Raw genomic sequence first — 21,613 nt, 5'->3', positions numbered from 1 at the left:
CCCTCGCGTACGCTTCTCGCCCGCCGGGGGCGGTGTGCGCCGCCCGCCGTCAGGCGGACTTGCGCTTGCTGTCCCGCGGATGCACGGCGATGTTCATGGTGCCGGAGCGCAGGACCGCCAGCCTCTCGGCCAGCACCTCCTCCAGCTCCTCGCGGGTGCGCCGCTCCATGAGCATGTCCCAGTGCGTACGCGCGGGCTTGCTCTTCTTCTCCTCGGGCCCCTCGCCGTTCACCAGGAGTGCCTGGGTGCCGCAGACCTTGCACTCCCACTCCGGCGGAATCTCGGCCTCGACCGAGAACGGCATCTCGAACCGATGGCCGTTCCGGCATGCGTACTCCACGGCCTGGCGCGGAGCCAGGTCGATACCGCGGTCGGTCTCGTAGCTGGTCACCACGAGTCGCGTGCCGCGAAGAGCTCGCTCACTCATGAATCGTGCCTCCCGGGCTTGTCGCCCACAGGACAGGTGTCGCTGTCGTCGTCATCCGGTCAACGTCCGGTCGGCGGTGAAGATTCCCGATCTGGGAGATGCGTCGCCCGTCGTGCCGCTGCCTCGTCGGATATGCGGTACCCGCCGCTGCCCGCTTTGTCACATCTGACAAGGGATGCAACTTAACGTTCGCCTATCTTTGACATGCAGTAACGGTCCATCCGGCGAGCCGAAGGCGTACACTACCCGCCCTTCGCCCGATGGCCTAAATCCGATCCGGCATCCGACCCGGCGCCGTGACGCTCACCGCCGCCACCGCTCGTTCCACCGGTACCCGCAGCAGCAGGACGAAACCCAGGACGAAGAAGATCACCAGGGAGATGATCGCGTCCCGGTAGCTCCCGGTGAGCTGGTAGGTCAGGCCGAACACCAGCGGCCCCAGCCAGCTCGTCCCGCGGTCGCTGATCTCGTACAGCGAGAAGTACTCCGCCTCCTTGCCGCGCGGCACGAGCTGCGCGAACAGGGAACGCGACAGCGCCTGGGTGCCGCCCAGCACCATCCCGATCGCGGCGGCCAGCACGAAGAACCACACCGGTTCCCCGGCGGGCAGCGCGTACCCCGCCCCCACCGTCACCGTCCACGCCACCAGCGAGCCCAGGATCGTGCGCTTGGCGCCGTGGCGGGCGGCCAGCCGGCCCAGCAGCAGCGCCCCCGCCACCGCGAGGACCTGCACCAGCAGGATCGCGCCGATCAGCGTGGTCTGGTCCATCCCCAGCTCCTCCGCGCCGAAGACGGACGCCTGGGTGATCACCGTCTGCACGCCGTCGTTGTAGAGCAGGTAGGCCAGCAGGAACAGCAGGGTCAGCGGGTACCGCCGCAGGTCGCGCAGCGTGCCCGCGAGCTGCCGCCAACTGCTCCTCGGCGCCGGCTCCGCGCCGTCCGCCGCCCGACGGACGCGCGGCCGGTCGCGCAGCCGGCGCAGCGGGACGACGGTGAAGACCGCCCACCACAGCCCGGCCGACGCCAGGCAGATCCGCACCGCCGTGCCCTCGTCGACCCCCAGCGACTCGTGCCCGAGGAACAGCGCCAGATTGGCCACCAGCACCAGCGCCCCGGCCGCGTAGCCGAAGGCCCAGCCGCGGGAGGAGACCGCGTCCCGCTCCTCGGGGGCGGCGATCTCCGGCAGGAACGAGTTGTAGATCACCACGGCCGTGGCGAAGGAGACGTTCGCCACCACCAGCAGCGCCCCGCCCAGCAGGTAGCGGTCGCCGTCCAGGAAGAACATCCCCGTGGTGGCCGCCGCCCCCAGGTAGGCGAACGCGCCCAGCATCGGCTTCTTGCGGCCCGACCGGTCCGCCGCCGCCCCCGCCAGCGGCATCACCAGCACCGACAGCAGCACCGAGACGGAGACCGCGTAGGCGAAGAACGAACCCGCCCGCACCGGGATGCCCAGCGGGTGCACGTAGCCGGCCGCGTCCGCCGCGGCCTCGGCGACCCCGGTCAGGTAGGGGCCGAGGAAGACGGTGAGCACGCTGGTGGAGAAGACGGAGTTGGCCCAGTCGTAGAAGTACCAGCCGCGCTGCTCGCGCCGCCGGGCGGCGGCTCCTCCGGGGTCCCCGGCCCCCTCCGTGCCTCCGGCGCCCGTCACGGTCTCGGTGTCCACCCACGCCCCCTCGCGTCCGTACGCCGGCGGGGACGCGCGGGGGTGTCCGGGGCGGCGGGCGGCCGGACCGCCCGCCTACCGGACCCAGGCTCCCCGCTCGGCCAGCACCGTGCGCAGTGTCTCGATGTGATCGGTCATGATGCCATCCACGCCCAGGTCCAGCAGCGCACGCATCCGCGCCGGATCGTTGATCGTCCACACGTGCACCTGCAGGCCCCTGGCGTGGGCGTGGCGCACGAACGCCCGGTCGACCACCCGCACCCCGCCGTGCCGCACGGGAACCTGGGCGCACAGTGCCCCGCGGCTCACCGCGCCCGGCAGGCGGTACGAGCGCAGCCGCAGACCCAGCACACCGCGCGTGCCCAGCGAGGTGGCCAGCCGGGGGCCCGCCAGGGCCCGGGCCCTGGCCACCCGCGACTCGGAGAAGGCGCCCACGCACACCCGGTCCCAGGCGTCGGCGGAGTCCAGGACCTCCAGCAGCGGGGTCAGCGCCGCGTCCGCCTTGACGTCGATGTTCCACCGGGCGTGGGGGAAGGCGCGCAGCAGGTCGGCGAAGAGCGGCACCGGCTCGCTGCCGCCCACCCGCGCCCGCCGCACCTCCGCCCACGACAGGGCGGCGATCGGGCCGCTGCCGTCCGTCGTCCGGTCCAGCGTGGCGTCGTGGAAGGCGACCAGGTGCCCGTCCGCCGTGACGTGCACGTCGGTCTCCAGGTAGCGGTACCCCAGCTCCACCGCCCGCGCGAAGGCGGCGTGGGTGTTCTCCAGACCGGCCCGTCCCGCGACCGCCCCGCCCCGGTGGGCGAAGGCCAGGGGGACCGGGTGGTCGAAGAAGGGGTGCGCGGGACGCGGGGCCGCGGTGGAAGCCGTCACGGGTGCAGTATCGCGCGCCCGTCCCGGCGGTGCCCCTCGGGGCGGTCCGCCGCCTCGGAGCGGGCGACGACGGGGGAGTGCCCGCCGTCGGGACCGGGCAGGGCGAACACCCGCAGGAAGAGCTGGGAGAGCGGGCCGATCGCCAGCGCGTAGGCCACCGTGCCCACGCCCACCGAGCCGCCCAGCAGGAAGCCGGTGGCCAGCACCGTCAGCTCGATGCCCGTCCGCACCAGCCGGACCGACCGCCCGGTGACCCGGTGCAGGCCCGTCATCAGGCCGTCGCGCGGTCCCGGGCCGAACCGCGCCGAGATGTACAGGCCGGTCGCCACCCCGTTCAGCACGATCGCGCAGACCAGCAGCGGCACCCGCACCGCCATCGCCCGCGGCTCCGGCAGCAGGGCCAGCGTGCCGTCCATGGCGAGGCCGACCACGACCACGTTGGAGACGGTGCCCAGGCCGGGCCGCTGGCGCAGCGGTATCCACAGCAGCAGCACCGCCGCCCCCGTGACGATCGACACGGTGCCGATCGTCAGGCCGGTGCGCTCCGCCACGCCCTGGTGGAAGACGTCCCACGGGTCGAGGCCGAGGCCGGCCCGCACCATCAGCGCCGCGCTGGCCCCGTAGAGCACCAGTCCGAGGTAGAGCTGGACCAGGCGACGGGCGAGGCGGTCGGAGGAACCTCCGAAGAACCCTCTGAACCTTCTGAACCCTCCGAAAACGGACAACGATCCTTCCTTTCTGGCGCGGTGGACCGATGCATGACACCCTGTGGCCTGTCAGCGGTCCGCGACCACGGCCAATTCCAAGAAGGTGGACTCAGTAGATGGCTCAGTGGACTTCGGTGGTCGGGGCGCAGCAGCTCGCCCGTCTCCTGGCCTCCCAGCGCGCCGCCGAGTCCGGCGTCGGCGGCTCCGGGGCGCGACGCGTGCCCGCCTACCGCGCGCTCGCCGACGGTGTGCGCCTGCTGGTCCTGGAAGGACGCGTTCCCGTCGCCGCCCGGCTCCCCGCCGAACGGGAGTTGGCCGCCGCCCTCGCCGTCAGCCGCACCACGGTCGCCGCCGCCTACGAGGCGCTGCGTGCCGACGGGTTCCTCTGCTCGCGCCGCGGAGCGGGAAGCTGGACGGCCCTGCCCGCCGGGAACCCCCTGCCCTCCGGCGGCCTGGAGCCCCTGCCGCCCGACGCCGCCGGAACCATGATCGACCTGGGCTGGGCCGCGCTCCCCGCCCCCGAGCCCTGGGTCACCCGCGCCTTCCAGGGCGCGCTGGCCGACCTGCCGCCCTACGCCCACACCCACGGCGACTATCCGGCGGGGCTGCCCGCCCTGCGCCGGGCCCTGGCCGACCACTACACCGCCCGCGGCGTCCCCACCATGCCCGAGCAGATCATGATCACCACCGGGGCCATGGGCGCGGTGGCCGCCATCCGCGGTCTGTTCGCCCCGCGCGGCGAGCGGATCGCCGTCGAGCACCCCTCGTACGCCAACGTCCTGCAACTGCTGCGCGAGGCGGGCGCCCGGCTGGTGCCCGTGGCGATGGGCGAGGGGCTGTCCGGCTGGGACCCGGCCGTCTGGCGCCAGGTGCTGCGCGACGCCGCGCCCCGGATGGCCTACGTCATCGCCGACTACCACAACCCCACCGGCGCGCTGGAGAGCGAGGAGCAGCGCCGTGAGCTGGTCTGCGCCGCGCGCGCCGCGGGCACCGTGCTGGTGGCGGACGAGACCATGTCCGGCCTCCACCTCGACCCCCCGCCCGACGGACGGGCGCCCCGCCCGGTCGCGGCGTTCGACCCCGGCGGGTCGACCGTCGTCACCGTCGGCTCGGCCAGCAAGTCCATCTGGGCCGGGCTGCGCATCGGCTGGGTCCGCGCCGCCCCCGAGATCATCCGCAGCCTGGTGGCCGCCCGCGCCTGGGCCGACCTCGGCAGCCCCGTGCTGGAACAGCTCGCCGTCGCCCGGCTGCTGGTCGAGGACGGCGGGGACGGCGAGGGGAGGAGCGGCTGGGACCGGGCCGTGGCCGTCCGCCGCGAGCGGGCCCGGGAGAACCGCGACTCCCTCGTCGAGGCCCTCCGCCGGCACCTGCCCGACTGGGAGTTCACCGTCCCGCACGGCGGCCTCACCCTGTGGGTGCGCACCGGCGGCCTGTCCGGTTCGCGGATCGCCGAGGCGGGGGAGCGGCTGGGCGTCCGCGTCCCCTCCGGGCCGCGGTTCGGCGTGGACGGGGCCTTCGAGGGCTACGTACGGCTGCCCTTCACGGTCTCCGGACCGGTCGCCGACGAGGCGGCGGCCCGGCTGGCCGGCGCCGCGCGCCTGGTGGCCACGGGCCGGAGCGCGGGGGCCGACACGCCGCGCTCCTTCGTCGCCTGACCGCCGGCGGCGGACGGGCGGCGCCCGTGGCCGGTGCCGCGCCGTCGCCCGTCAGCGCCCCACGCGGCGGCCCGCCCCGGCCATCGGCTCCGTCAACAGCTCCATGACCGCCCGCCGCTGCGGCTCGGCCGCCTCCTCGTCGTACGGGTTGGGGGTGGCCGGCACCTGGAGACGGTGCACCGGGCCCGTGCCGAGCCGGGCGTAACCGCGCCCCGGCGGCACCTGCGGCGGCGGGGTGGTGGCGGGCGCCTCGCCGAGCACCTCCCGCACCTGGTCCGGCGTCGCCGGGCCCAGCACGACCCGTGCCCGGGTGTGGGCCCGCACGGCGCCGATCAGGCTCTCCGCGCCCTCGAACTGGTCGGCGATCGCCACGGTCACCCGCACCGCGCGCCCGTACCGCAGGGGCACCTGGAGCAGGTCCTGCGGATCGCGCTGCCCCTCGGAGCGGGCCAGGTGGCCGAGGACCGAGGGCCGGTCCACCAGGACCCACAGCGGCCGGCAGACGTCCTCCGGGGCGTCCCGGCCGGTCTGCCGGGCCCGGTTCGCGGCCAGCAGCCTGCGCTCGGTCTCCCGCGTCACCCACTCCAGCGACGACAGCGCGCCGGCCAGCGTCGGCTCCACCGCCAGCACCCTGCCGCGCCCCGCCAGGAACGCGTACTCGCCGGCGCCGCCGCCGTCCACGATCAGCACCTCGCCGTGCCTGAGCGCCTGGAGGGCGATCGACCGCAGCAGCGTGGTGGTCCCCGCGCCGGGGCGGCCGAGCGCCAGCAGGTGGGGCTCGGCGGACCGCGGGCCCGTGCGCCACACGACCGGGGGCAGGTCCCGCCGCCCTCCGCCGTCCTCGATCACCGGCACGGTGCGCTGGACGGTGTGGAGGTCGGTGAACCCCAGCACGGTCTCGCCCGGGGCGGTGACGAAGCGCTGCGCGTACACGCCGGTCGGCAGCGGCGGCAGCGCGGTCAGGGTCAGCTCGCCCGCCTCCTCGTTCCAGGCGAAGCGGTACTCGCGGCCCCGCCCGGCCCTGGCGCACAGCAGCCGCTGGAGGCGGGCCCGGGACTCCGGGTCCCCGTCGCCGAAGTGCGGCGGGTACCGCAGCGTCAGGTGGGCCAGCCGGCCGTCCTCGGCGAACGCGAAGTCGGTGAAGGCCCGCCGCCAGTCGCCGTCGTGGGCGTACAGCGGCTGCGGGCGGGGGTCGCCGGCGAGGGCGAGGAAGGGGACCAGCGCCTCGTAGAGGGTCTGGAGCCGGGCGCGCTCGGCCTCGCCGGGACCGCCGTCGGCCGCGTCGGCGGACCGGTCGCGGCCCTGCCAGGCCAGGGCGCCCGCCAGGGCGACCGCTCCGATCAGCGGTCCGTACGGTGTCAGCCACAGGATCAGCAGACAGGCGACGATGGCGATGAGCACGGGGCCCCGTCTCTCCCGCGGGGTCCGCTCCCACCACCGCCGTACCGCCGAGACGGTACGGCCCAGGCCGCGTGCGACCACGACCAGGAGGCGCAGAACGTCGAGGGTGCGGCCCGTCGCGGTCCGCACCAGATCCCGCCCGCGGCCCGGAGGAGCGGCCGCGGACGGGGTGGGGTGGGTCGGAGGGGTGGGGGAAGCGTGCTGTGGGGTCAGTGTGCGGGGGAAGGGGCGCCAGGCCACGCCGATCTCCTGCCGTCCGGAGCCCTGGGGCTCGAAGTCCTGGAAGTCCTGGGAACTGTCTAGAAGCTGAGCTCTCCGATGAGGTTGGCGAGGGTTGCGCCGCCCGCCTGGATACCCGGTGCGATCGCCGATCCCGCCAGGTAGAAACCGAACAGCGCGCACACGATGGCGTGGGAGAGCTTGAGGTTGTCCTTGCGGAAGAACAGGAAGACGATCACTCCGAACAACAGGACACCGGAGATCGACAGCACCATGGGTACTCCTGTGTGGCGATGGGAGGGTCACCGTGTGTGCCTCAAGCTTCACAGAGCGTCGGGTGTGCCGAAAGCGGCGATAGGGTGATTTAGCACATTTCTCTTGCTCCCCTCGGGGGTCTGAGGGATTGATCTCCCGAGCGTCCGCGCGTACGGAGGCCGTTCCCCGGCCGGTCGGGGGCGTCCGGCGCGGGCGCCGCGGGACCTCGGGGACGGGCGCCGGGCCCCGGACGGTAGCGTGGGGCCGACACGCGACGAGGAACGGACCGATGCGCCGCAAGCCCGCACTGCTGTACGTCACCGATCTCGCCTACGAGGCCAGGGGGCGCCGCTACGGGGACGAGGACGTCGACCTCTCCGACCGGCTCCGCGAGGACTTTCACGTCGCGCTCTGCTCCCCGCGCGACACCGTGGCGCTGATGGACGGCTTCGACGCGGTCGTCGTGCGCAACAGCGGTCCGGTCCTGCGCCACCGGGAGGCGTGGGACGACTTCCGCACCCGGGCCCTGGAGCGCGGCACCCGGGTCTTCAACGAGCTGTCCGGGCGGGCCGACATGGTCGGCAAGCGGTACCTGGTCGAGCTGAGCGCGGCGGGGGAGCCGGTCATCCCGACCGTCGACCGCCGCGAGGACCTGGACCGCCTGCCGCCGGCGGCGGAGTACGTCGTCAAACCCGAACTCGGCGCGGGCTCCATCGGCCTGGAAGTCGTCCCCGCGGACCGGCTGGGGGAGATCGCCCTCGACGTCGACGCCGGCCTGCTGGTCCAGCCGAGGATCGACTTCCGCTACGAGGTCTCCTTCTACTTCGTCGACCGGGTCTTCCAGTACGCCCTCCACGCCCCCGACCCCGCCCGGCGCTGGGAGCTGGAACGGTACGCCCCCGACGCGGCCGACCTCGCCTTCGCGCAGCGGTTCGTGGACTGGAACGCCGTCGACCACGGCATCCAGCGCGTGGACGCCTGCCGCACGGCCGAGGGGGAGCTGCTGCTCGTGGAGCTGGAGGACCTCAACCCCTACCTGTCGCTGGACCGGGTGGACGCCGACACGAAGGACCGGTTCGTCGCCGCGACGATCGCCTCGCTCCACGCGCTCCTCGCCTGAGGCCCTCGCCGAAACCGCCGCCCGTTCCGCGCGGAACCCCGGGGGCGTGGCCGACGGACCCGGCGAACGCGCCGTGCGGTAACGCACGGCCGCCGGTCCGACGCGGCTCGGCGCCGAGGGGCAGGGAAGAGAGGGAAAGAGAGGGGGAGGGGAGCGGAGAGGAGGGGAAAAGGAAAGCGACGGAAGAAGCCTTGAGGAAGGCGAGGTCTTTTCGCTAGATTTGCGGTTTCGGGAATTTCCCTGAAAAGCCGTCAAGTAAAACCATTCTAGCGAGCGGAGGGCCTTTTTGTCAAGGCGAGAAATCGACAGCGAGCAGCGTTACGTCACCCGGCTCCACCACCGTCTCGACGAACTCCGCGCCCGGGAGGCCGAACGGCTCGAGCAGGCTCTGTCGCAGGTGGAAACCGGTCACCAGGCCCTGCTGGAACGGGATGTGACGGCCACTCGCTGCCGAGAGAGAATCACCCGTCTGGACGCCGCCGAGAACGGCCTCTGTTTCGGGCGACTCGATCTGGCCGACGGCGAACGCCGTTATGTCGGACGGCTCGGAATGCTCGACGAGAACGCCGACCGCGAACCGCTGCTGATCGACTGGCGGGCCCCCGCCGCGCGGCCCTTCTACACCGCCACCGGAATCTCCCCCCAGGGCGTCCGACGGCGCCGGCACATCCGGACCAGCGGCCGGACGGTGACCGGCGTCCAGGACGAACTGCTCACCCCGGACGCGGCGGCCGACCCCGAGGGGCTGACGGGCGAGGCCGCCCTGCTGGCCGCCCTGAACGCCGACCGCACCGGGCGGATGAGCGACATCGTGGAGACCATCCAGGCCGAACAGGACCGGGTGGTCCGCGCCCCGCGCGCCGGGGTGCTGGTCGTCCAGGGCGGCCCCGGCACCGGGAAGACCGCCGTCGCCCTGCACCGGGTCGCGTACCTGCTCTACACCCACCGGGAGCGGCTGGAGCGGAGCGTGGTGCTGCTCGTCGGCCCCAACCCGCTCTTCCTGCGGTACGTCGGCGAGGTGCTGCCCTCCCTCGGCGAGACCAGCGTGCTGCCGGCCACCGTCGCGGAGCTGTACCCCGGGGTCGCCGCGGACGGCACCGAGTCGCCGGAGGCGGCCGAGGTCAAGGGACGCGCGTCCATGGCGGAGGTCGTGGCCGCCGCCGTACGCGACCGGCAGCGGGCGCCCGAGGACGGGCTGGAGGTCGTCCACGACGGCGAGACCGTCCGGCTCGAACGGGAGGTCTGCCTGCGGGCGCGGGATCGCGCCCGCGCCACCGGCCTGCCGCACAACCGGGCCCGACCGGTGTTCGTCCGCCTCGTGATCGACGCCCTCGCCCGGCGGATCGCCGAGCGGATCACGGCCTCCGTCCTCGACGGCGTCCCGGTCGAGGAGATCGACGGAGCGATCGACGGAGCGATCGACGGACCGGAGGAGGGACCCCTCGTCCTCTTCGACGAGGACGACGTCGAGGGCATCCGCCGGGAACTGCGCGGGGACCCCGGGGTGCGGGCGGCGATCGACGCGCTGTGGCCGCGGCTCACCCCCCAGCGCCTGCTGAGCGACCTGTACGCCTCGCCCGGCCGGCTGGCGTCCGCCGCCCCCGACCTCACGCCCGCCGAGCGGGCGCTGCTGCTGCGCGAGCCCGGAAGCCCGTGGACCCCGGCGGACGTCCCGCTGCTGGACGAGGCCGCCGAACTGCTGGGGGAGGACGACCGGGCCGCCCGCGCGGCGGCCGAGGCCGAACACCGGGAGCGGATCGCCCTCGCCCAGGAGGCGTTGGACGTCTCCTACGGCTCCCGCTCCACCGACGCGGAGTCCGAGGAGGAGGCGGAGCTGCTCTCCGCCCACGACCTGCTGGACGCGCGGCGGCTGGCCGAGCGGCACGAGGAGACGGACCACCGCACCCCCGCCGAGCGCGCGGCGGCCGACCGCACCTGGGCCTTCGGGCACGTCGTGGTGGACGAGGCGCAGGAGCTGTCCGCGATGGACTGGCGGCTGCTGATGCGGCGCTGCCCGAGCCGCTCGATGACGCTGGTCGGGGACGTCGCCCAGACCGGCTCCCCGGCGGGCGCCTCCTCCTGGCGGGAGGTGCTCGCGCCGTACGTGGGGGACCGGTGGAAGCTGGAGCGACTGGAGGTCAACTACCGCACCCCGGCCGAGATCGCGGAGGTCGCCGCCGGGGTGTCGGCCGCGTCCGGCGCGCCCTGCGACCCGCCGCGCGCGGTCCGCTCCACCGGCACCCGGCCGTGGCGGACGCGCGTGGCCCCCGACGACCTGCCCGCCGCCGTGGCCGCGTTGGCGGCCGAGGAGGCCGCCGCGGTGGGGGAGGGGCGGCTCGGGGTGATCGTGCCGACCGCCCGGCTGGAGGAGGTGGGCCGCGCCGTCTCGGCGGCCGTGCCGGGGACGGAGACCGGCCGGGACGCGCGGCTGGAGAGCACGGTGGTGGTGCTGGACGCCGCGCGGGCCAAGGGGCTGGAGTTCGACTCGGTCCTGGTCGTGGAGCCGGAGCGGATCATGACCGACGCGCCGCGCGGCCCGAACGACCTGTACGTCGCCCTCACCCGGGCCACCCGGCGGCTGGGCGTGGTCCACACGGGCGGGTTGCCGGCCGCGCTCGCCGGTCTGCGCCCCCGCCGGGCGGACGCGGGGACCGGTCGGTGAGGGGTCAGTCGGCGGAGAACAGCGGGCCGGTGAAGGTCAGGCCGAGGTCGTCGCCGCAGAGGGAGAAGAACCCCAGCGCCATCAGCGCGGCTCCGGCCAGGGAGATGTCCTTGAGGAAGCTGGTCGTCGTCTGCCGGCGCGTGATCGGATCGCTCTTCTTCCAGAAGGGGTGCATCGCGAAGGCCGTGGGCACCAGGAAGACGACCAGCAGCAGGGCGCCGAGGTCCGGCCAGACGCCGAGGAGAAGACTCAGCCCGCCCAGGAGCAGCAGGACACCGCCGACGACCGTCGCGGCCCGGGAGGCGGGCACGCCCATGAAGGCGGCGTATCCGGCCATCTGGCGGGATCCCACGAGGTGTCCCACCGCCGCGCTCAGGAAGAGCAGGGAGAACAGGACGCGCCCGAGGAAAACGAGGAACTCCATGGGTACCTCCATGGCGACACGCCCGGCCGGCACCCCGGCCGGCGGTCTGTCGGGGCAAGGGCGCAGGAGACAGTTCCCCCGGCGGGGGGAAACAGTCCCCGGGCGCCCCGGCGGCACCCGGTGGGCCCCCGGCTCGGGACCGGGCTCAGGACCGGGCGGAGGACCGGTCCGCCGGGCCGCGGCCACGCACCTCCAGGTCGTCCAGGAGGTGCCGCGTCGCCTCGGCCACCGCCTCGACGGCCCGCTCGAACGCGGCGCGGTTGTGGGCGGCGGGGGCGCGGAAGCCCGAGACCTTGCGGACGTACTGGAGGGCTGCCGCCCGGACGTCCTCGTCGGTCGCCTCGGGCGTCATGGGCGGGCGGAGCGTCTTGATGCTGCGGCACATGCCCCCAGTGTGGCGCGGGCGGCGCGGGGGCGGGAGCGATCGGGGAAACCGCTCGCGCGCCGCGCCCGCGTCGGCCGTCGCCGCGTGCTGCCTGGCGGTGGGGGCGGCCGGCGGGCACCCCGCGGGGATGGTGCTCGTCGCCGCCGCGTTCGGCGTCCTCCAGTGGGCCGTGGTCGCGGCCGACGCCCGGCTCCAGGAGAGCGTGGGGGACCGGGCCGGGGCCACGGTCACCTCGATGGCGGGCGTCGGCTCCGAGGCGGTGTCCGTGCTGGTCTTCGCCGGCTGTGCCCTGGGATCGACCCGGATGGCGCCGGGACCGCTCGTCGCGTCGGCCGCCGTGCCCTGTCCGGTCGTGGCCCTGGCGGTGTGGTGGGAGGACCGTCGCCGGGGCCGGTGATCAGCTTCCGGGGGCGCCCCGCCGGTCGTCCTGCCCGCTCCGCCCGGTGGCGGAGCGGCGCTGGGCCGGGCCCCGTTCCCCGCCGGCCAGGTTCTGCGCGGTGGCCACCAGCGGGATGTGGGAGAGGGCCTGCGGGAAGTTGCCGACCAGCCGGCCGTGTCCGGTGTCGTACTCCTCCGAGAGCAGGCCGAGGTCGTTGCGCAGGTCCAGCAGGCGCTCGAACAGCTCCCTGCCCCGGTGGGCGCGGCCCTGCAGGACGTGGTTGTCGGCCAACCAGAACGTGCAGGGCAGGAAGGCGCCCTCGCCCCCGGGCAGACCGTCCACGGTCCGGCTCCCCTCCGTCGTCGTGTAGCGCTGGACGAAGCCGTCCCGGAGGAGCTCCTTCTCGACGGCGGCCACGGTGCCCACCATCCGCGGGTCGTCGGCGGGCAGGAAGCCGACGGACGGGACGAGCAGCAGCGAGGCGTCCAGTTCGGTGGAGCCGTAGGACTGGGTGAAGGTGGCGCGGTCGGGGTCGTAGCCGCGCTCGCAGACCTCCCGGTGGATCTCCCGCCGCAGGCGCCGCCACCGGTCGGCGGGGCCGTCGAGGCCGAAGCCCTCCACCGCCTTGACGGCCCGGTCGGCGGCGACCCAGGCCATGACCTTGGAGTGGGTGAAGTTCCGGCGGGGGCCGCGCATCTCCCAGATGCCGTTGTCGGGTTCGCGCCAGTGGGACTCCAGGAAGTCCATCAGCACGCGCTGGACCCGCCAGGCGTCCGGGTCCGGGGGCACGCCCCGGGCCCTGGCCTGGTGGAGGGCGTCCATGAGCTCGCCGTGGACGTCCAACTGGTGCTGTTCGGAGGCGGCGTTGCCGATCCGCACCGGGAGGGAGCCCTCGTACCCCGGCAGCCAGCCCAACTCCGTCTCGGGCAGCAGGCGTTCGCCCTCGATGCCGTACATGATCTGCATGCGTCCCGGCTCCCCGGCCAGCGCGCGCAGCAGCCACTCGCGCCAGGCGACCGCCTCCTGCTCGTACCCGGCGTCCAGCAGGGACAGCAGGGTGAAGGTGGCGTCGCGCAGCCAGCAGTAGCGGTAGTCCCAGTTGCGCACCCCGCCCAGGAACTCGGGCAGCGAGGTGGTGGGGGCCGCGACGATGCCGCCGCTGGGGGAGTAGCTCAGCGCCTTGAGGACGACCAGCGAACGGACGACCGCCTCGCGGTACTCCCCCGTGTACGCGCAACGGTCGGCCCAGCGCTGCCACCACCGCTCGGTGGCCGCCACGGCGCCGGCCAGTCGCGGGGTGTCCAGGGGAGCGGGCTCCCCGCCGTGCAGTCCGCACCAGGCCAGCCGGAACCCCACCCGGTCGCCCACGCCCACGGGGAAGTCGGCCGTGCAGTCGCCGTGGTCGAGGGCGAAGTCCACGTCGGAGTCGGCGACGACCACGTCCGGCCCGGCGTAGGCGCGCAGTCTCCGTCCCTCGGGGCGCAGCCATGCCGGGGTGTTGCCGTAGTCGAAGCACAGACGCAGCTCGGAACGCATCCGTACGCGTCCCTCCAGGCCCTCGACCAGGCGGATCACCGAGGGGTGTCCGTCGTCGACGGGCATGCACTCGACCACCCGCGCCCGACCCTCGGCGCTGGCGTACTCGGTCTCCAGCACCAGGCTGTCGCCCCGGTAGCGCCGGGACAGCGGCCGGGCCCGGTCGGTGGGGGCGAGCAGCCAGCGGCCGTGCTCGGGGCGGCCCAGCAGGGCGGCGAAGCAGGCGTCGGAGTCGAACCGGGGCAGGCACAGCCAGTCGACCGAACCGTCGTAGCCCACCAGGGCGGCGGTGTGCGTGTCGCCCAGCAGGGCGTAGTCCTCCAGTCGAAGCGCCACGGGGCGTCTCCCTTCGGCCGCCCGGGTCCGGGTGCGGCGCGGCGCGGAGTACCCCGACGCACCTGTCGCTACACGGCCGGCCCACCCCTTCCGAGAACCACCCGCCGGCCGTCCCTTTTATCAGGTTTTTTAACCCTTTCGGGGGTACTCGCGCGGAGACCAGGAGGAACCGTCAACGAGGAGATCCTCATGATCACCAAGGAGCAGATACCCGCGGTGCTGGACCATCAGGTCTACGACGCCGAGGGCAGGAAGATCGGAGAGGCCGGGCACATCTTCCTCGATGACGTCACGGGCGAACCGGAGTGGGCCAGCGTCCGCACGGGGCTGTTCGGCACCAGCGAGACCTTCGTGCCGATCCACGACGCCGCCCTGGTGGAGGACCACCTGGAGATCCCCTACTCCAAGGACCAGGTCAAGGACGCCCCCCACGTCGACGTGGACCAGGGTGGCCACCTGTCCGAGCAGGAGGAGCGGAGGCTGTACCAGTACTACGGCATCGAGTGGGGCTCCTACGGTCGGGAGACCACCGGCCGGGCCGGCACGGAGGAGCGGGGCCGGGCCCGGGCCCGGGCCGAGGCGGGCGCGGGCACCCGCGACACGGGCGGGGGAGGCCGTGACGACGCCATGACGCGCTCCGAGGAGGAGATGCGCGTCGGTGTCGAGCGCCGTCCCGTCGGAAAGGCGCGGCTGCGCAAGTACGTGGTCACCGAGGAGGTCCAGCAGACCGTGCCCGTGCGGCACGAGGAGGTCCGCGTCGAGCGCGAGCCCATCACCGAGGAGAACGTCGACAAGGCCATGCAGGGGGCGGAGATCACCGAGTCCGAGCACGAGGTGACGCTCCACGAGGAGCGTCCGGTGGTCGAGACCGAGGTCCGCCCCGTGGAGCGGGTGCGCCTGACCACCGACGAGCGCACCGAAGAGGAGACGGTGCGGGGCGAGGTGCGCAAGGAGCGCATCGAGGAGGAGGAGACCGCCGAGGACGACGAGCGGCGACGCCGCTGACCGCGACCGCCCGGTCCGCTCTGCCGAGGGCCCGCCCGGAGGCCCGTCTTCCGGACGGGCCCTCCCTTGCTCCCGCGCCGCATTCGCCGTGCCCCGGCCGGACCCGCTCGGATGGACAAAAGGCGCACTGAGTGATTGTTGCCATAAACCTCGGGTACTCCGGCCGATGTAAGGCAATGCGTATATATGCCTCGAAAAGCAGAGCCCACAGACCCATCAGGAGGCACCGGTGAGTGAATCTCCGAACGTGAGCAACAGCCCCGCCCAGCAGACGGGCCAGGCCGCGAAGCAGGAGACCCGGGCCACGGCCGACCGGGCGAAGGAGGCCGCGGGCACCGTGGCCGGCAGCGCCAAGGAGCAGGCGCGCACGGTGACGAGCGAGGCCCGTCGCCAGGCGATGGACATGGCGGACCACCTGAAGGAGCGCGCCGCCAAGGAAGCGGACACGCAGACCAAGAAGACGGCCGACGCGATACGTCAGTGGGCCGACGACCTGTCCGGCATGGCGGAGAGCACCCGGTCCGACTCCCCGGTGCGGAACCTGGTGGCCCAGGCCGCCGACGGCGGCCGGCGCGCCGCCGACACCCTGGAGAGCCGGGGCGCGGGCGGGCTGCTCGAGGGCGTGGAGACGTTCGCGCGCCGCCGCCCGGGCGCCTTCCTCTTCGGTGCGGCGCTGGCCGGGTTCGCCGTGGCGCGCATGGCCAAGGCCGGTGCCAAGGCGGAGCACCAGGGCCCCGACGGCGCGGGTGGCGAGTACTACGCGCCGTCCTCCATGGTGCCGGTCGCCGCGGGCGGCGGAGAGGCCCGGCCGGGGCCGGGACCGGTGCCGACCTATGCGGAGGAGCCCTCGTACGGGGAGACGGACGTGACCCGGCGACCGGAGGTGGGCTGAGATGGCGCACACCACCGAGCGTCCGGTCCGCGAGCGCGAGGACGCCTCGATCGGCGAACTGCTCTCCGCGGTCACCTCGGACGCCCAGAAGTTGTTCCGGCAGGAGATCGAACTGGCCAAGGCCGAGGTCCGCGAGGAGGCGACCAAGGCCGGCAAGGCCGCCGGCATGTACGGCGGCGCGGGGTTCGCCGGATACATGACGGCCCTGTTCGCCTCGCTGGCCATCGTCTTCGCCCTGGCCAACGTCATGGACTGGGGCTGGGCGGCGCTCATCGTCACCGCCGTGTGGGCGGTGGCCGCCCTCGTGCTCTACATGATGGGCCGCTCCCGGATGCGCGAGGTCTCCCCCAAGCCGGAGCGCACGGTTCAAACGCTCAAGGAGGACGCCGAATGGGCACGTCACCCGACACGCTGAGGGCGCAGATCGACACGACCCGGGAGGAACTCAGCCAGGACGTGAGCAGGCTGGCCGAACACGCCAGCCCCCGGCACGCCGTCCGCCGCCGCGCCGAGCGGATGCGCCACAGGATGACCGGAGTACGGGAGCGAGTCATGGGAACCACCTCCGACAGCGCGCGGCACGCCGCGGAGTCGATGCGCGAGGGCGCCGAACAGACCGCGGGGAAGGCCCGCGCCGGCGCCGAACAGACCGCGGAGAAGGCCCGCGCGGGTGCCGAACAGGCGAGCGAGGCGATGAGGTCGGCCCCCCACCACGCCGCGCGCAAGGCCCAGGGCAACCCGTGGGCCGCCGGGATGATCGCCTTCGGCGCCGGGGCGCTGGCCGCCTCGATGATGCGCAGCTCGCGCACCGAACAGGAGGCCATGGGCCGGCTGTCCGAGAAGGCGGGCGGCATGGCCGAGCCCGTCAAGGGCGCGGCGATGGAGTCGGCGGAGCGTCTGAAGGAGGACGCCACACGGTCCGGCCGGGAGGCCGCCGAGCAGGTCAAGGGGACCGCGACCGAGGCCGCCCGCACCACCGCCGAGGAGGCCCGGGAGCAGGGCCGGCAGGTCAAGGGGCAGGCGCAGCAGTCCGGGCAGACGATGAAGGACGAGGCCCGCCGACAGAGCCCCGGTTCGGCGCACTGACCATCCCGCGGACTGTCCGCCCGACGGTCCGGGACGTCCGGGGGCCGTCCGTGAGGGCGGTCCCTCCGGGGCTCCCGGAGAGGTGCCACCATGAGCAAGCACAAGATCCGGTCGAACCCGCGGCACGCGTCCGACCGGAACCCGGACGAACCGAGCGACCTGCCGAAGAAGTCCTGGAAGGGCGTGCTGAAACGCACGGTCGCCGAGTTCCGGGACGACAACCTCACCGACTGGGCTGCCGCCCTCACCTACTACGGAGTCCTGTCGATCTTCCCCGCGCTGCTCGCGCTGGTGTCGGTCCTGGGAGTGATCGGCAGGTCCGCCATCCAGCCCCTGATCGACAACGTCGCCACCCTGGCCCCCGGAGAGGTGCGCGACATCCTCGTGAGCATGTTGCGGCAACTCCAGAACAACCAGGGCGGGGCCGGGATCGCGCTGATCATCGGTGTCGCCGTGGCCCTGTGGTCCGCCTCCGGATACGTCGCGGCCTTCATGCGCGCCTCCAACGCCGTCTACGACATCGAGGAGGGGCGGCCGATCTGGAAGAAGCTGCCGGTGCGGCTGGGTGTCACGGTCGCCCTGCTGGTGATGCTGGCGCTGAGCTCGTTCGCGGTCGTCCTCACCGGCGACCTCTCCCGGCGGATCGGCGATCTCGTCGGCCTGGGCGACACCGCGGTGAGCGTGTGGAACATCGCCAAGTGGCCCGCGCTGGTCGTCCTGGTCAGCCTGATGATCGCGCTGCTGTACTGGGCCGCGCCCAACGTCCGGCACGGCGGGTTCCGTTGGGTCACGCCCGGCAGCATCCTGGCGGTGCTGCTGTGGATCGTGGCATCGGCCTGCTTCGCCTTCTACGTCGCCAACTTCGGCAGCTACAACAAGACGTACGGCAGCCTGGCCGGCGTGATCATCTTCCTGATCTGGCTGTGGATCACCAACATCGTGATCCTCCTCGGCCAGGAGTTCGACGCCGAGATGCAGCGCGGACGGGCCATCCAGGCCGGCCGACCGCCGGACGAGGAGCCCTACGTCGAACCGCGCGACACCCGCGGGTTCCCCGACTCCCCGCCGGCTTCCTCGGCGGAGGGGGGCGACGACCGGGAGGAGGGGGGCGACGACCGGGAGCGGACGGGAAGCGCGCGACGGGCGGATCCGGACCGCGACACCGGGCGGTGAGTCGGGCAGGCGAGGGGCTGAACCCCGGAAGGCGCCGCGAGGGACGGGGAGGGCGGCCGGGACGCTCCGGCCCGGTCGCGGCGCATCCGGGTGAATCATCCCGGTATGGAAGGGTACGCAGGCAACAGGCGGTCCCGCTCATGGGGCCGAACCGAGCAGAGGAGGCTCGCTGTGAAGGGTGAACGCGACAAGGATGAGTCCTCCACGTCGCGGCCGGTGCACCTGCGCACCGGTGGCGACCAGCCGGTGGATCCGGAGGACCTGGTCAGGCTGTCCGGGCGCGAACCCACGCCGGAACGGGTGGAGAGGGCCAGGCAGGAGTTGAAGGAGAAGGGAGCCGCCGCGGTCGAGAGGTACCTCCCCTAGCTCCCGGGTCCGTTCGACGGCACCGCCCACCGTGCCCCGTGGGCGGTGCCGTCGTGGGGTGCGCGGGGCGCGGGAGGGGTGCGCGAGGCGGGGCCGGCGGGTGGGCGCGGGCCCCGATTCCGAGTTCCGGGACCGTTTCCGTACTGATCACGTTGTAGGTTGTAGCCACTGGTGCCACCCGGCACCGTGACGCCCGGGCGACACGTGTGCCTGCGGCTTCGCCTCAGGCGCATGTACCCGTCCCAGGAGCACCTCTACGTGACGAACCTCGCGCTCGGTCCCGATTGGCTGGACCCGGAGTACCTCATCCAGGCCTTCGGTCTGATCGGCATCCTCTGCATCGTCTTCGCCGAGTCCGGACTGTTCTTCGGTTTCTTCCTCCCCGGTGACTCGCTGCTGTTCACCGCCGGTCTGCTGGTGGCCACGGACCAGTACCTCCACTATCCGCTGTGGCTGGTCTGCACCCTGGTGGTCGTCGCCGCCATCCTCGGCGACCAGGTCGGCTACACGTTCGGCCGGAAGGTCGGCCCCGCCCTCTTCCGGCGCCCCGACTCCCGGCTCTTCAAGCAGGAGAACGTGGAGAAGGCCCACCGGTTCTTCGAGAAGCACGGCCCCAAGTCCCTGGTGCTGGCCCGTTTCGTGCCGATCGTGCGGACCTTCACGCCGATCGTCGCCGGCGTCAGCCGGATGCGCTACCGCTCCTTCCTGGTCTTCAACGTCATCGGCGGCGTGCTGTGGGGCGCCGGGGTGACGCTGCTCGGGGCGGCGCTCGGGCAGGTGCGGTTCGTCCACGACAACATCGAGGCGATCCTGGTCGGCATCGTGCTGCTGTCGGTGCTCCCGATCGTCTTCGAGTACCTGCGCGCCCGGCGTCGGTCCCGTACCGCCGGCCCCGTCGCTCCCGTCGCCGGGGTCGTCGCCCCGGAGGTCGGGGCGGACGTCGCCGCGCCGGTGGCGGACGGCGCGTCCCCGGTCCGGGACGGCGGACGGGGGCGTCACGTCCGACACTGAGCCGTACCCGGCCCTCGGTCCCGCGAGACCTCCGTCGGTGTTCCCCTCTCTTTCCGGGGGAACACCGACGGAGGTCTCGGGTTTTTTCGGCCCCAGGGCGCCGTCGGAGCGCCGGCCGCGGACATGCCTCCCGCCGATCCGATACTGCGGTATTGCGCGGTTAAAATCCGATATGCTCACTTTTATCCTGTTTGATAAACGGGCATCGTTGAACCGTCGGTAAAACCTCACCCGGACGGGCGTGTGAGCCGTCCGGGTCCGGGTACGCGCCGTGCTGCACACGACAGGTCACAAGAGGAGGCATGATGCGTAGCCTGAGCCCGGAGGTTCAGCTGACGAACGGTGACGCCTTGCCGGACCAGGAACAGGAGAGGACCTCCCCTGATCTGCCGAGAATCGAGGACGCGGGCAAGGTCGCCCCGCGCGACGCCCGACAGCTCTCCAAGCTGTTCTTCGAGCGCCTGAGAGAGCTGGAGGAGGGCACGCACGAGTACCAGTACGCGCGCAACACCCTCATCGAACTCAACCTCACCCTCGTCAACTACGTCGCGTCCCGTTTCCGCCACCGGGCCGAGCCGATGGACGACATCGTCCAGGTCGGCACCATCGGGCTGATCAAGGCCATCGACCGGTTCGACCTGGACCGGGAGGTGGAGTTCACCTCGTTCGCCGTCCCCTACATCGTCGGGGAGATCAAGCGCTTCTTCCGGGACACCAGCTGGGCCGTGCGCGTTCCGCGCCGCCTCCAGGAACTGCGCATCGAACTGGCCCGGGCCAACGAGGAACTGGGCCGCAGGCTGGGCCGCTCCGCCACCACCGAGGAGCTGGCCGAGTTCATGGGCGTGACGGTGGAGGAGGTCGTCGAGGGACAGGTGGCCAGCAACGGCTACGTGGCCGGCTCCCTCGACCTCCCCGTGGGCGACGACGGCAAGGACACCCCCCTGGCCGACCAGCTCGGGGACGTCGACCCCGCCCTGGAGAAGGTGGAGAACCTCCACGCCCTCAAGCCGCTGATGGAGCAGCTCGACGAGCGCGACCGGCGCATCCTGCGGATGCGTTTCGGCGGGGACATGACGCAGTCGGAGATCGGGGCCGAGCTGGGGATCTCGCAGATGCACGTCTCCCGTCTGCTCAGCAGGGCCCTGGCGCGGCTGCGCGAGGGCATGTTGACGCAGAAGTAGCCGGGCGGTCGGCGGGCGGAACGCGCCGCCGACGACGGTCCGTGTGCCGACGCGGGGTCAGGGCCTTCGGGCCGGGGCCCCGCGTCGGCACGTCCGCCCTTTGCGCCGTTCGCGCGAAGACCGTCCCCGGCCGGAGGACGAGCGGGGTTGGGGGTCGGGGTCCCGGGAACACCTTGCCGTGTCCGCCGCCGGGCGGACGCGGTGGTGACAGCGGGCGAGCGAAAGGAACGTGCGGCCCCATGGGACACGGCGGAGACATCATCCACGAACTGACCACCGACCACCGGGAGGTCGAGGAGATCTTCGGCAGGATCGAGGCGCTGCCGGCGGGAGACGAGCGCCGCAAGGAGTACGCGGACGAGGCCGTCATGGAACTGGTGCGGCACGCCGTCGCCGAGGAGCAGTACCTGTATCCGACGGTGCGCGACATGCTGCCGAACGGTGACGAGGTCGCCGACAAGGAACTCGGCGACCACGCCAAGGCGGAGCGGATCATGAAGGACATGGAGGGCGTCGGCGCGGACGATCCCGAATTCGACCGGCTGGTGGGCCAGTTGATGCTGGAGGTCCGCACCCACGTCCGGGACGAGGAGGACAATCTCTTCCCGCAACTGCGCCGGGCGGCGACGGCGGAACGGCTCAACGAGCTGGGGGAGAAGACGCGCATGGCGAAGATGGCGGCCCCGACGCGCCCCCACCCCGCGGCGCCGGACGTCCCTCCGCTGAACAAGATCCTCGACCGGGGCGCGGGGATGGTCGACCGGATCCGCGACGCCCTCACCGGCCGCGGCAGGAGCTGAACGCGCCCGGACGCCCCCGACACCCCCCGTCCCTCTCACGCCCGGCGGGCGCCGGGGGTG

General features: G+C 73.2%; 22 protein-coding genes. 13 read left to right on the top strand and 9 right to left on the bottom strand.

The genetic code is table 11. From position 1 onward, the window contains the following. Positions 1 to 49: 49 nt before the first annotated feature. The 4 genes from ABD335_RS09575 to yczE form a co-directional block, all read right to left on the bottom strand. Complete coding sequence (locus tag ABD335_RS09575) at positions 50 to 427, bottom strand: RNA polymerase-binding protein RbpA (RefSeq protein WP_324924335.1); 378 nt, start codon at positions 425 to 427, stop codon at positions 50 to 52. A gap of 265 nt (positions 428 to 692) precedes the next feature. Next, positions 693 to 2,090 carry an MFS transporter gene (locus tag ABD335_RS09570; RefSeq protein WP_425583584.1) on the bottom strand — a complete coding sequence of 466 codons (1,398 nt, stop codon included), beginning with the start codon at positions 2,088 to 2,090 and terminating at the stop codon, positions 693 to 695. Between the two features lie 75 nt (positions 2,091 to 2,165). Then, a complete protein-coding gene (locus tag ABD335_RS09565; RefSeq protein ID WP_344321717.1) occupies positions 2,166 to 2,960 on the bottom strand; it encodes a glycerophosphodiester phosphodiesterase family protein in 795 nt (264 codons plus the stop codon). Further along, the gene (yczE, locus tag ABD335_RS09560; protein WP_344321716.1) at positions 2,957 to 3,685 is read right to left on the bottom strand and encodes a membrane protein YczE; all 729 of its coding nucleotides are present in this window, start codon (positions 3,683 to 3,685) and stop codon (positions 2,957 to 2,959) included. The genes ABD335_RS09565 and yczE overlap by 4 nt, the downstream gene beginning before the upstream one ends. A 98-nt stretch (positions 3,686 to 3,783) precedes the next feature. Here yczE and ABD335_RS09555 point away from each other — a divergent pair, with 98 nt between their 5' ends. Beyond that, positions 3,784 to 5,322, top strand: a complete 1,539-nt coding sequence (locus tag ABD335_RS09555) for an SCO1417 family PLP biosynthesis transcription factor (protein ID WP_344321715.1) — start codon at positions 3,784 to 3,786, stop codon at positions 5,320 to 5,322. A 51-nt stretch (positions 5,323 to 5,373) separates the two neighbouring features. Here the strand turns inward: ABD335_RS09555 and ABD335_RS09550 are convergent, their stop codons facing one another. Further along, positions 5,374 to 6,852: a hypothetical protein gene (locus ABD335_RS09550; protein WP_344321714.1), complete on the bottom strand. Its 1,479-nt coding sequence runs from the start codon at positions 6,850 to 6,852 to the stop codon at positions 5,374 to 5,376. 170 nt (positions 6,853 to 7,022) lie between these two features. Beyond that, positions 7,023 to 7,217 (bottom strand): hypothetical protein, encoded by a 195-nt coding sequence (locus tag ABD335_RS09545; RefSeq protein WP_344321713.1) that lies wholly within the window; start codon positions 7,215 to 7,217, stop codon positions 7,023 to 7,025. Positions 7,218 to 7,486: 269 nt separating this feature from the next. Between ABD335_RS09545 and ABD335_RS09540 the strand changes: the two genes are divergently transcribed. Together ABD335_RS09540 and ABD335_RS09535 are read left to right on the top strand one after the other, a co-directional pair. Next, positions 7,487 to 8,317 carry an ATP-grasp domain-containing protein gene (locus tag ABD335_RS09540; protein ID WP_344321711.1) on the top strand — a complete coding sequence of 277 codons (831 nt, stop codon included), beginning with the start codon at positions 7,487 to 7,489 and terminating at the stop codon, positions 8,315 to 8,317. Between the two features lie 286 nt (positions 8,318 to 8,603). Then, positions 8,604 to 10,979 carry a HelD family protein gene (locus tag ABD335_RS09535; RefSeq protein ID WP_344321710.1) on the top strand — a complete coding sequence of 792 codons (2,376 nt, stop codon included), beginning with the start codon at positions 8,604 to 8,606 and terminating at the stop codon, positions 10,977 to 10,979. Positions 10,980 to 10,983: 4 nt separating this feature from the next. On the opposite strand, the gene ABD335_RS09530 is transcribed toward ABD335_RS09535, so the two are convergent. Both ABD335_RS09530 and ABD335_RS09525 read right to left on the bottom strand, forming a co-directional pair. After that, positions 10,984 to 11,403: a DoxX family membrane protein gene (locus ABD335_RS09530; protein ID WP_344321709.1), complete on the bottom strand. Its 420-nt coding sequence runs from the start codon at positions 11,401 to 11,403 to the stop codon at positions 10,984 to 10,986. A gap of 145 nt (positions 11,404 to 11,548) precedes the next feature. Next, a complete protein-coding gene (locus tag ABD335_RS09525) occupies positions 11,549 to 11,788 on the bottom strand; it encodes a DUF2277 domain-containing protein (RefSeq protein WP_344321708.1) in 240 nt (79 codons plus the stop codon). Between ABD335_RS09525 and ABD335_RS09520 the strand changes: the two genes are divergently transcribed. Continuing rightward, positions 11,787 to 12,185: a hypothetical protein gene (locus ABD335_RS09520; protein WP_344321707.1), complete on the top strand. Its 399-nt coding sequence runs from the start codon at positions 11,787 to 11,789 to the stop codon at positions 12,183 to 12,185. The two genes, ABD335_RS09525 and ABD335_RS09520, sit on opposite strands and share 2 nt — an antisense overlap. Here ABD335_RS09520 and ABD335_RS09515 read toward each other — a convergent pair whose 3' ends face one another. Next, on the bottom strand, positions 12,186 to 14,039 hold the full coding sequence (locus ABD335_RS09515) for a glycoside hydrolase family 15 protein (protein WP_425583583.1): 1,854 nt from the start codon (positions 14,037 to 14,039) through the stop codon (positions 12,186 to 12,188). It abuts the gene before it with no gap. 189 nt (positions 14,040 to 14,228) lie between these two features. Here ABD335_RS09515 and ABD335_RS09510 point away from each other — a divergent pair, with 189 nt between their 5' ends. The 9 genes from ABD335_RS09510 to ABD335_RS09470 all read left to right on the top strand — a co-directional run bounded on the left by ABD335_RS09510 (position 14,229) and on the right by ABD335_RS09470 (position 21,553). Continuing rightward, on the top strand, positions 14,229 to 15,044 hold the full coding sequence (locus tag ABD335_RS09510) for a PRC and DUF2382 domain-containing protein (RefSeq protein ID WP_344321706.1): 816 nt from the start codon (positions 14,229 to 14,231) through the stop codon (positions 15,042 to 15,044). Between the two features lie 229 nt (positions 15,045 to 15,273). After that, entirely contained in the window at positions 15,274 to 15,936 is a 663-nt protein-coding gene (locus ABD335_RS09505; RefSeq protein ID WP_344321704.1) for a F0F1 ATP synthase subunit B family protein, read from the top strand. 1 nt (position 15,937) lies between these two features. After that, positions 15,938 to 16,351, top strand: a complete 414-nt coding sequence (locus ABD335_RS09500) for a phage holin family protein (protein WP_344321702.1) — start codon at positions 15,938 to 15,940, stop codon at positions 16,349 to 16,351. Then, complete coding sequence (locus ABD335_RS09495; RefSeq protein ID WP_344321701.1) at positions 16,327 to 17,022, top strand: DUF3618 domain-containing protein; 696 nt, start codon at positions 16,327 to 16,329, stop codon at positions 17,020 to 17,022. Before ABD335_RS09500 ends, ABD335_RS09495 begins: the two co-directional genes overlap by 25 nt. A gap of 90 nt (positions 17,023 to 17,112) precedes the next feature. Next, positions 17,113 to 18,195 (top strand): YihY/virulence factor BrkB family protein, encoded by a 1,083-nt coding sequence (locus tag ABD335_RS09490; RefSeq protein WP_344321700.1) that lies wholly within the window; start codon positions 17,113 to 17,115, stop codon positions 18,193 to 18,195. Positions 18,196 to 18,366: 171 nt separating this feature from the next. Then, a complete protein-coding gene (locus tag ABD335_RS09485; RefSeq protein WP_344322148.1) occupies positions 18,367 to 18,561 on the top strand; it encodes a hypothetical protein in 195 nt (64 codons plus the stop codon). A 258-nt stretch (positions 18,562 to 18,819) separates the two neighbouring features. Further along, the gene (locus ABD335_RS09480) at positions 18,820 to 19,572 is read left to right on the top strand and encodes a DedA family protein (RefSeq protein WP_344322112.1); all 753 of its coding nucleotides are present in this window, start codon (positions 18,820 to 18,822) and stop codon (positions 19,570 to 19,572) included. Between the two features lie 302 nt (positions 19,573 to 19,874). Beyond that, positions 19,875 to 20,753: an RNA polymerase sigma factor SigF gene (locus ABD335_RS09475; RefSeq protein ID WP_425583582.1), complete on the top strand. Its 879-nt coding sequence runs from the start codon at positions 19,875 to 19,877 to the stop codon at positions 20,751 to 20,753. Between the two features lie 239 nt (positions 20,754 to 20,992). Beyond that, positions 20,993 to 21,553 (top strand): hemerythrin domain-containing protein, encoded by a 561-nt coding sequence (locus ABD335_RS09470; RefSeq protein ID WP_344321699.1) that lies wholly within the window; start codon positions 20,993 to 20,995, stop codon positions 21,551 to 21,553. Positions 21,554 to 21,613 lie beyond the last annotated feature (60 nt).

The sequence above is a fragment of the Streptomyces macrosporus genome, from assembly GCF_039533145.1.
In the GTDB taxonomy this organism is placed as follows: domain Bacteria; phylum Actinomycetota; class Actinomycetes; order Streptomycetales; family Streptomycetaceae; genus Streptomyces; species Streptomyces macrosporus.
This window is presented reverse-complemented; position numbering and strand designations above follow the sequence as displayed.

Excerpts from the sequence above, each read along its gene's own strand:
- ABD335_RS09575 (WP_324924335.1), bottom strand. The coding sequence starts at position 427 with ATGAGTGAGCGAGCTCTTCGCGGCACGCGACTCGTGGTGACCAGCTAC.
- ABD335_RS09555 (WP_344321715.1), top strand. The coding sequence starts at position 3,784 with ATGGCTCAGTGGACTTCGGTGGTCGGGGCGCAGCAGCTCGCCCGTCTC.
- ABD335_RS09545 (WP_344321713.1), bottom strand. The coding sequence starts at position 7,217 with ATGGTGCTGTCGATCTCCGGTGTCCTGTTGTTCGGAGTGATCGTCTTC.
- ABD335_RS09540 (WP_344321711.1), top strand. The coding sequence starts at position 7,487 with ATGCGCCGCAAGCCCGCACTGCTGTACGTCACCGATCTCGCCTACGAG.
- ABD335_RS09530 (WP_344321709.1), bottom strand. The coding sequence starts at position 11,403 with ATGGAGTTCCTCGTTTTCCTCGGGCGCGTCCTGTTCTCCCTGCTCTTC.
- ABD335_RS09520 (WP_344321707.1), top strand. The coding sequence starts at position 11,787 with ATGCCCCCAGTGTGGCGCGGGCGGCGCGGGGGCGGGAGCGATCGGGGA.
- ABD335_RS09525 (WP_344321708.1), bottom strand. The coding sequence starts at position 11,788 with ATGTGCCGCAGCATCAAGACGCTCCGCCCGCCCATGACGCCCGAGGCG.
- ABD335_RS09510 (WP_344321706.1), top strand. The coding sequence starts at position 14,229 with ATGATCACCAAGGAGCAGATACCCGCGGTGCTGGACCATCAGGTCTAC.
- ABD335_RS09500 (WP_344321702.1), top strand. The coding sequence starts at position 15,938 with ATGGCGCACACCACCGAGCGTCCGGTCCGCGAGCGCGAGGACGCCTCG.
- ABD335_RS09495 (WP_344321701.1), top strand. The coding sequence starts at position 16,327 with ATGGGCACGTCACCCGACACGCTGAGGGCGCAGATCGACACGACCCGG.
- ABD335_RS09490 (WP_344321700.1), top strand. The coding sequence starts at position 17,113 with ATGAGCAAGCACAAGATCCGGTCGAACCCGCGGCACGCGTCCGACCGG.
- ABD335_RS09475 (WP_425583582.1), top strand. The coding sequence starts at position 19,875 with ATGATGCGTAGCCTGAGCCCGGAGGTTCAGCTGACGAACGGTGACGCC.
- ABD335_RS09470 (WP_344321699.1), top strand. The coding sequence starts at position 20,993 with ATGGGACACGGCGGAGACATCATCCACGAACTGACCACCGACCACCGG.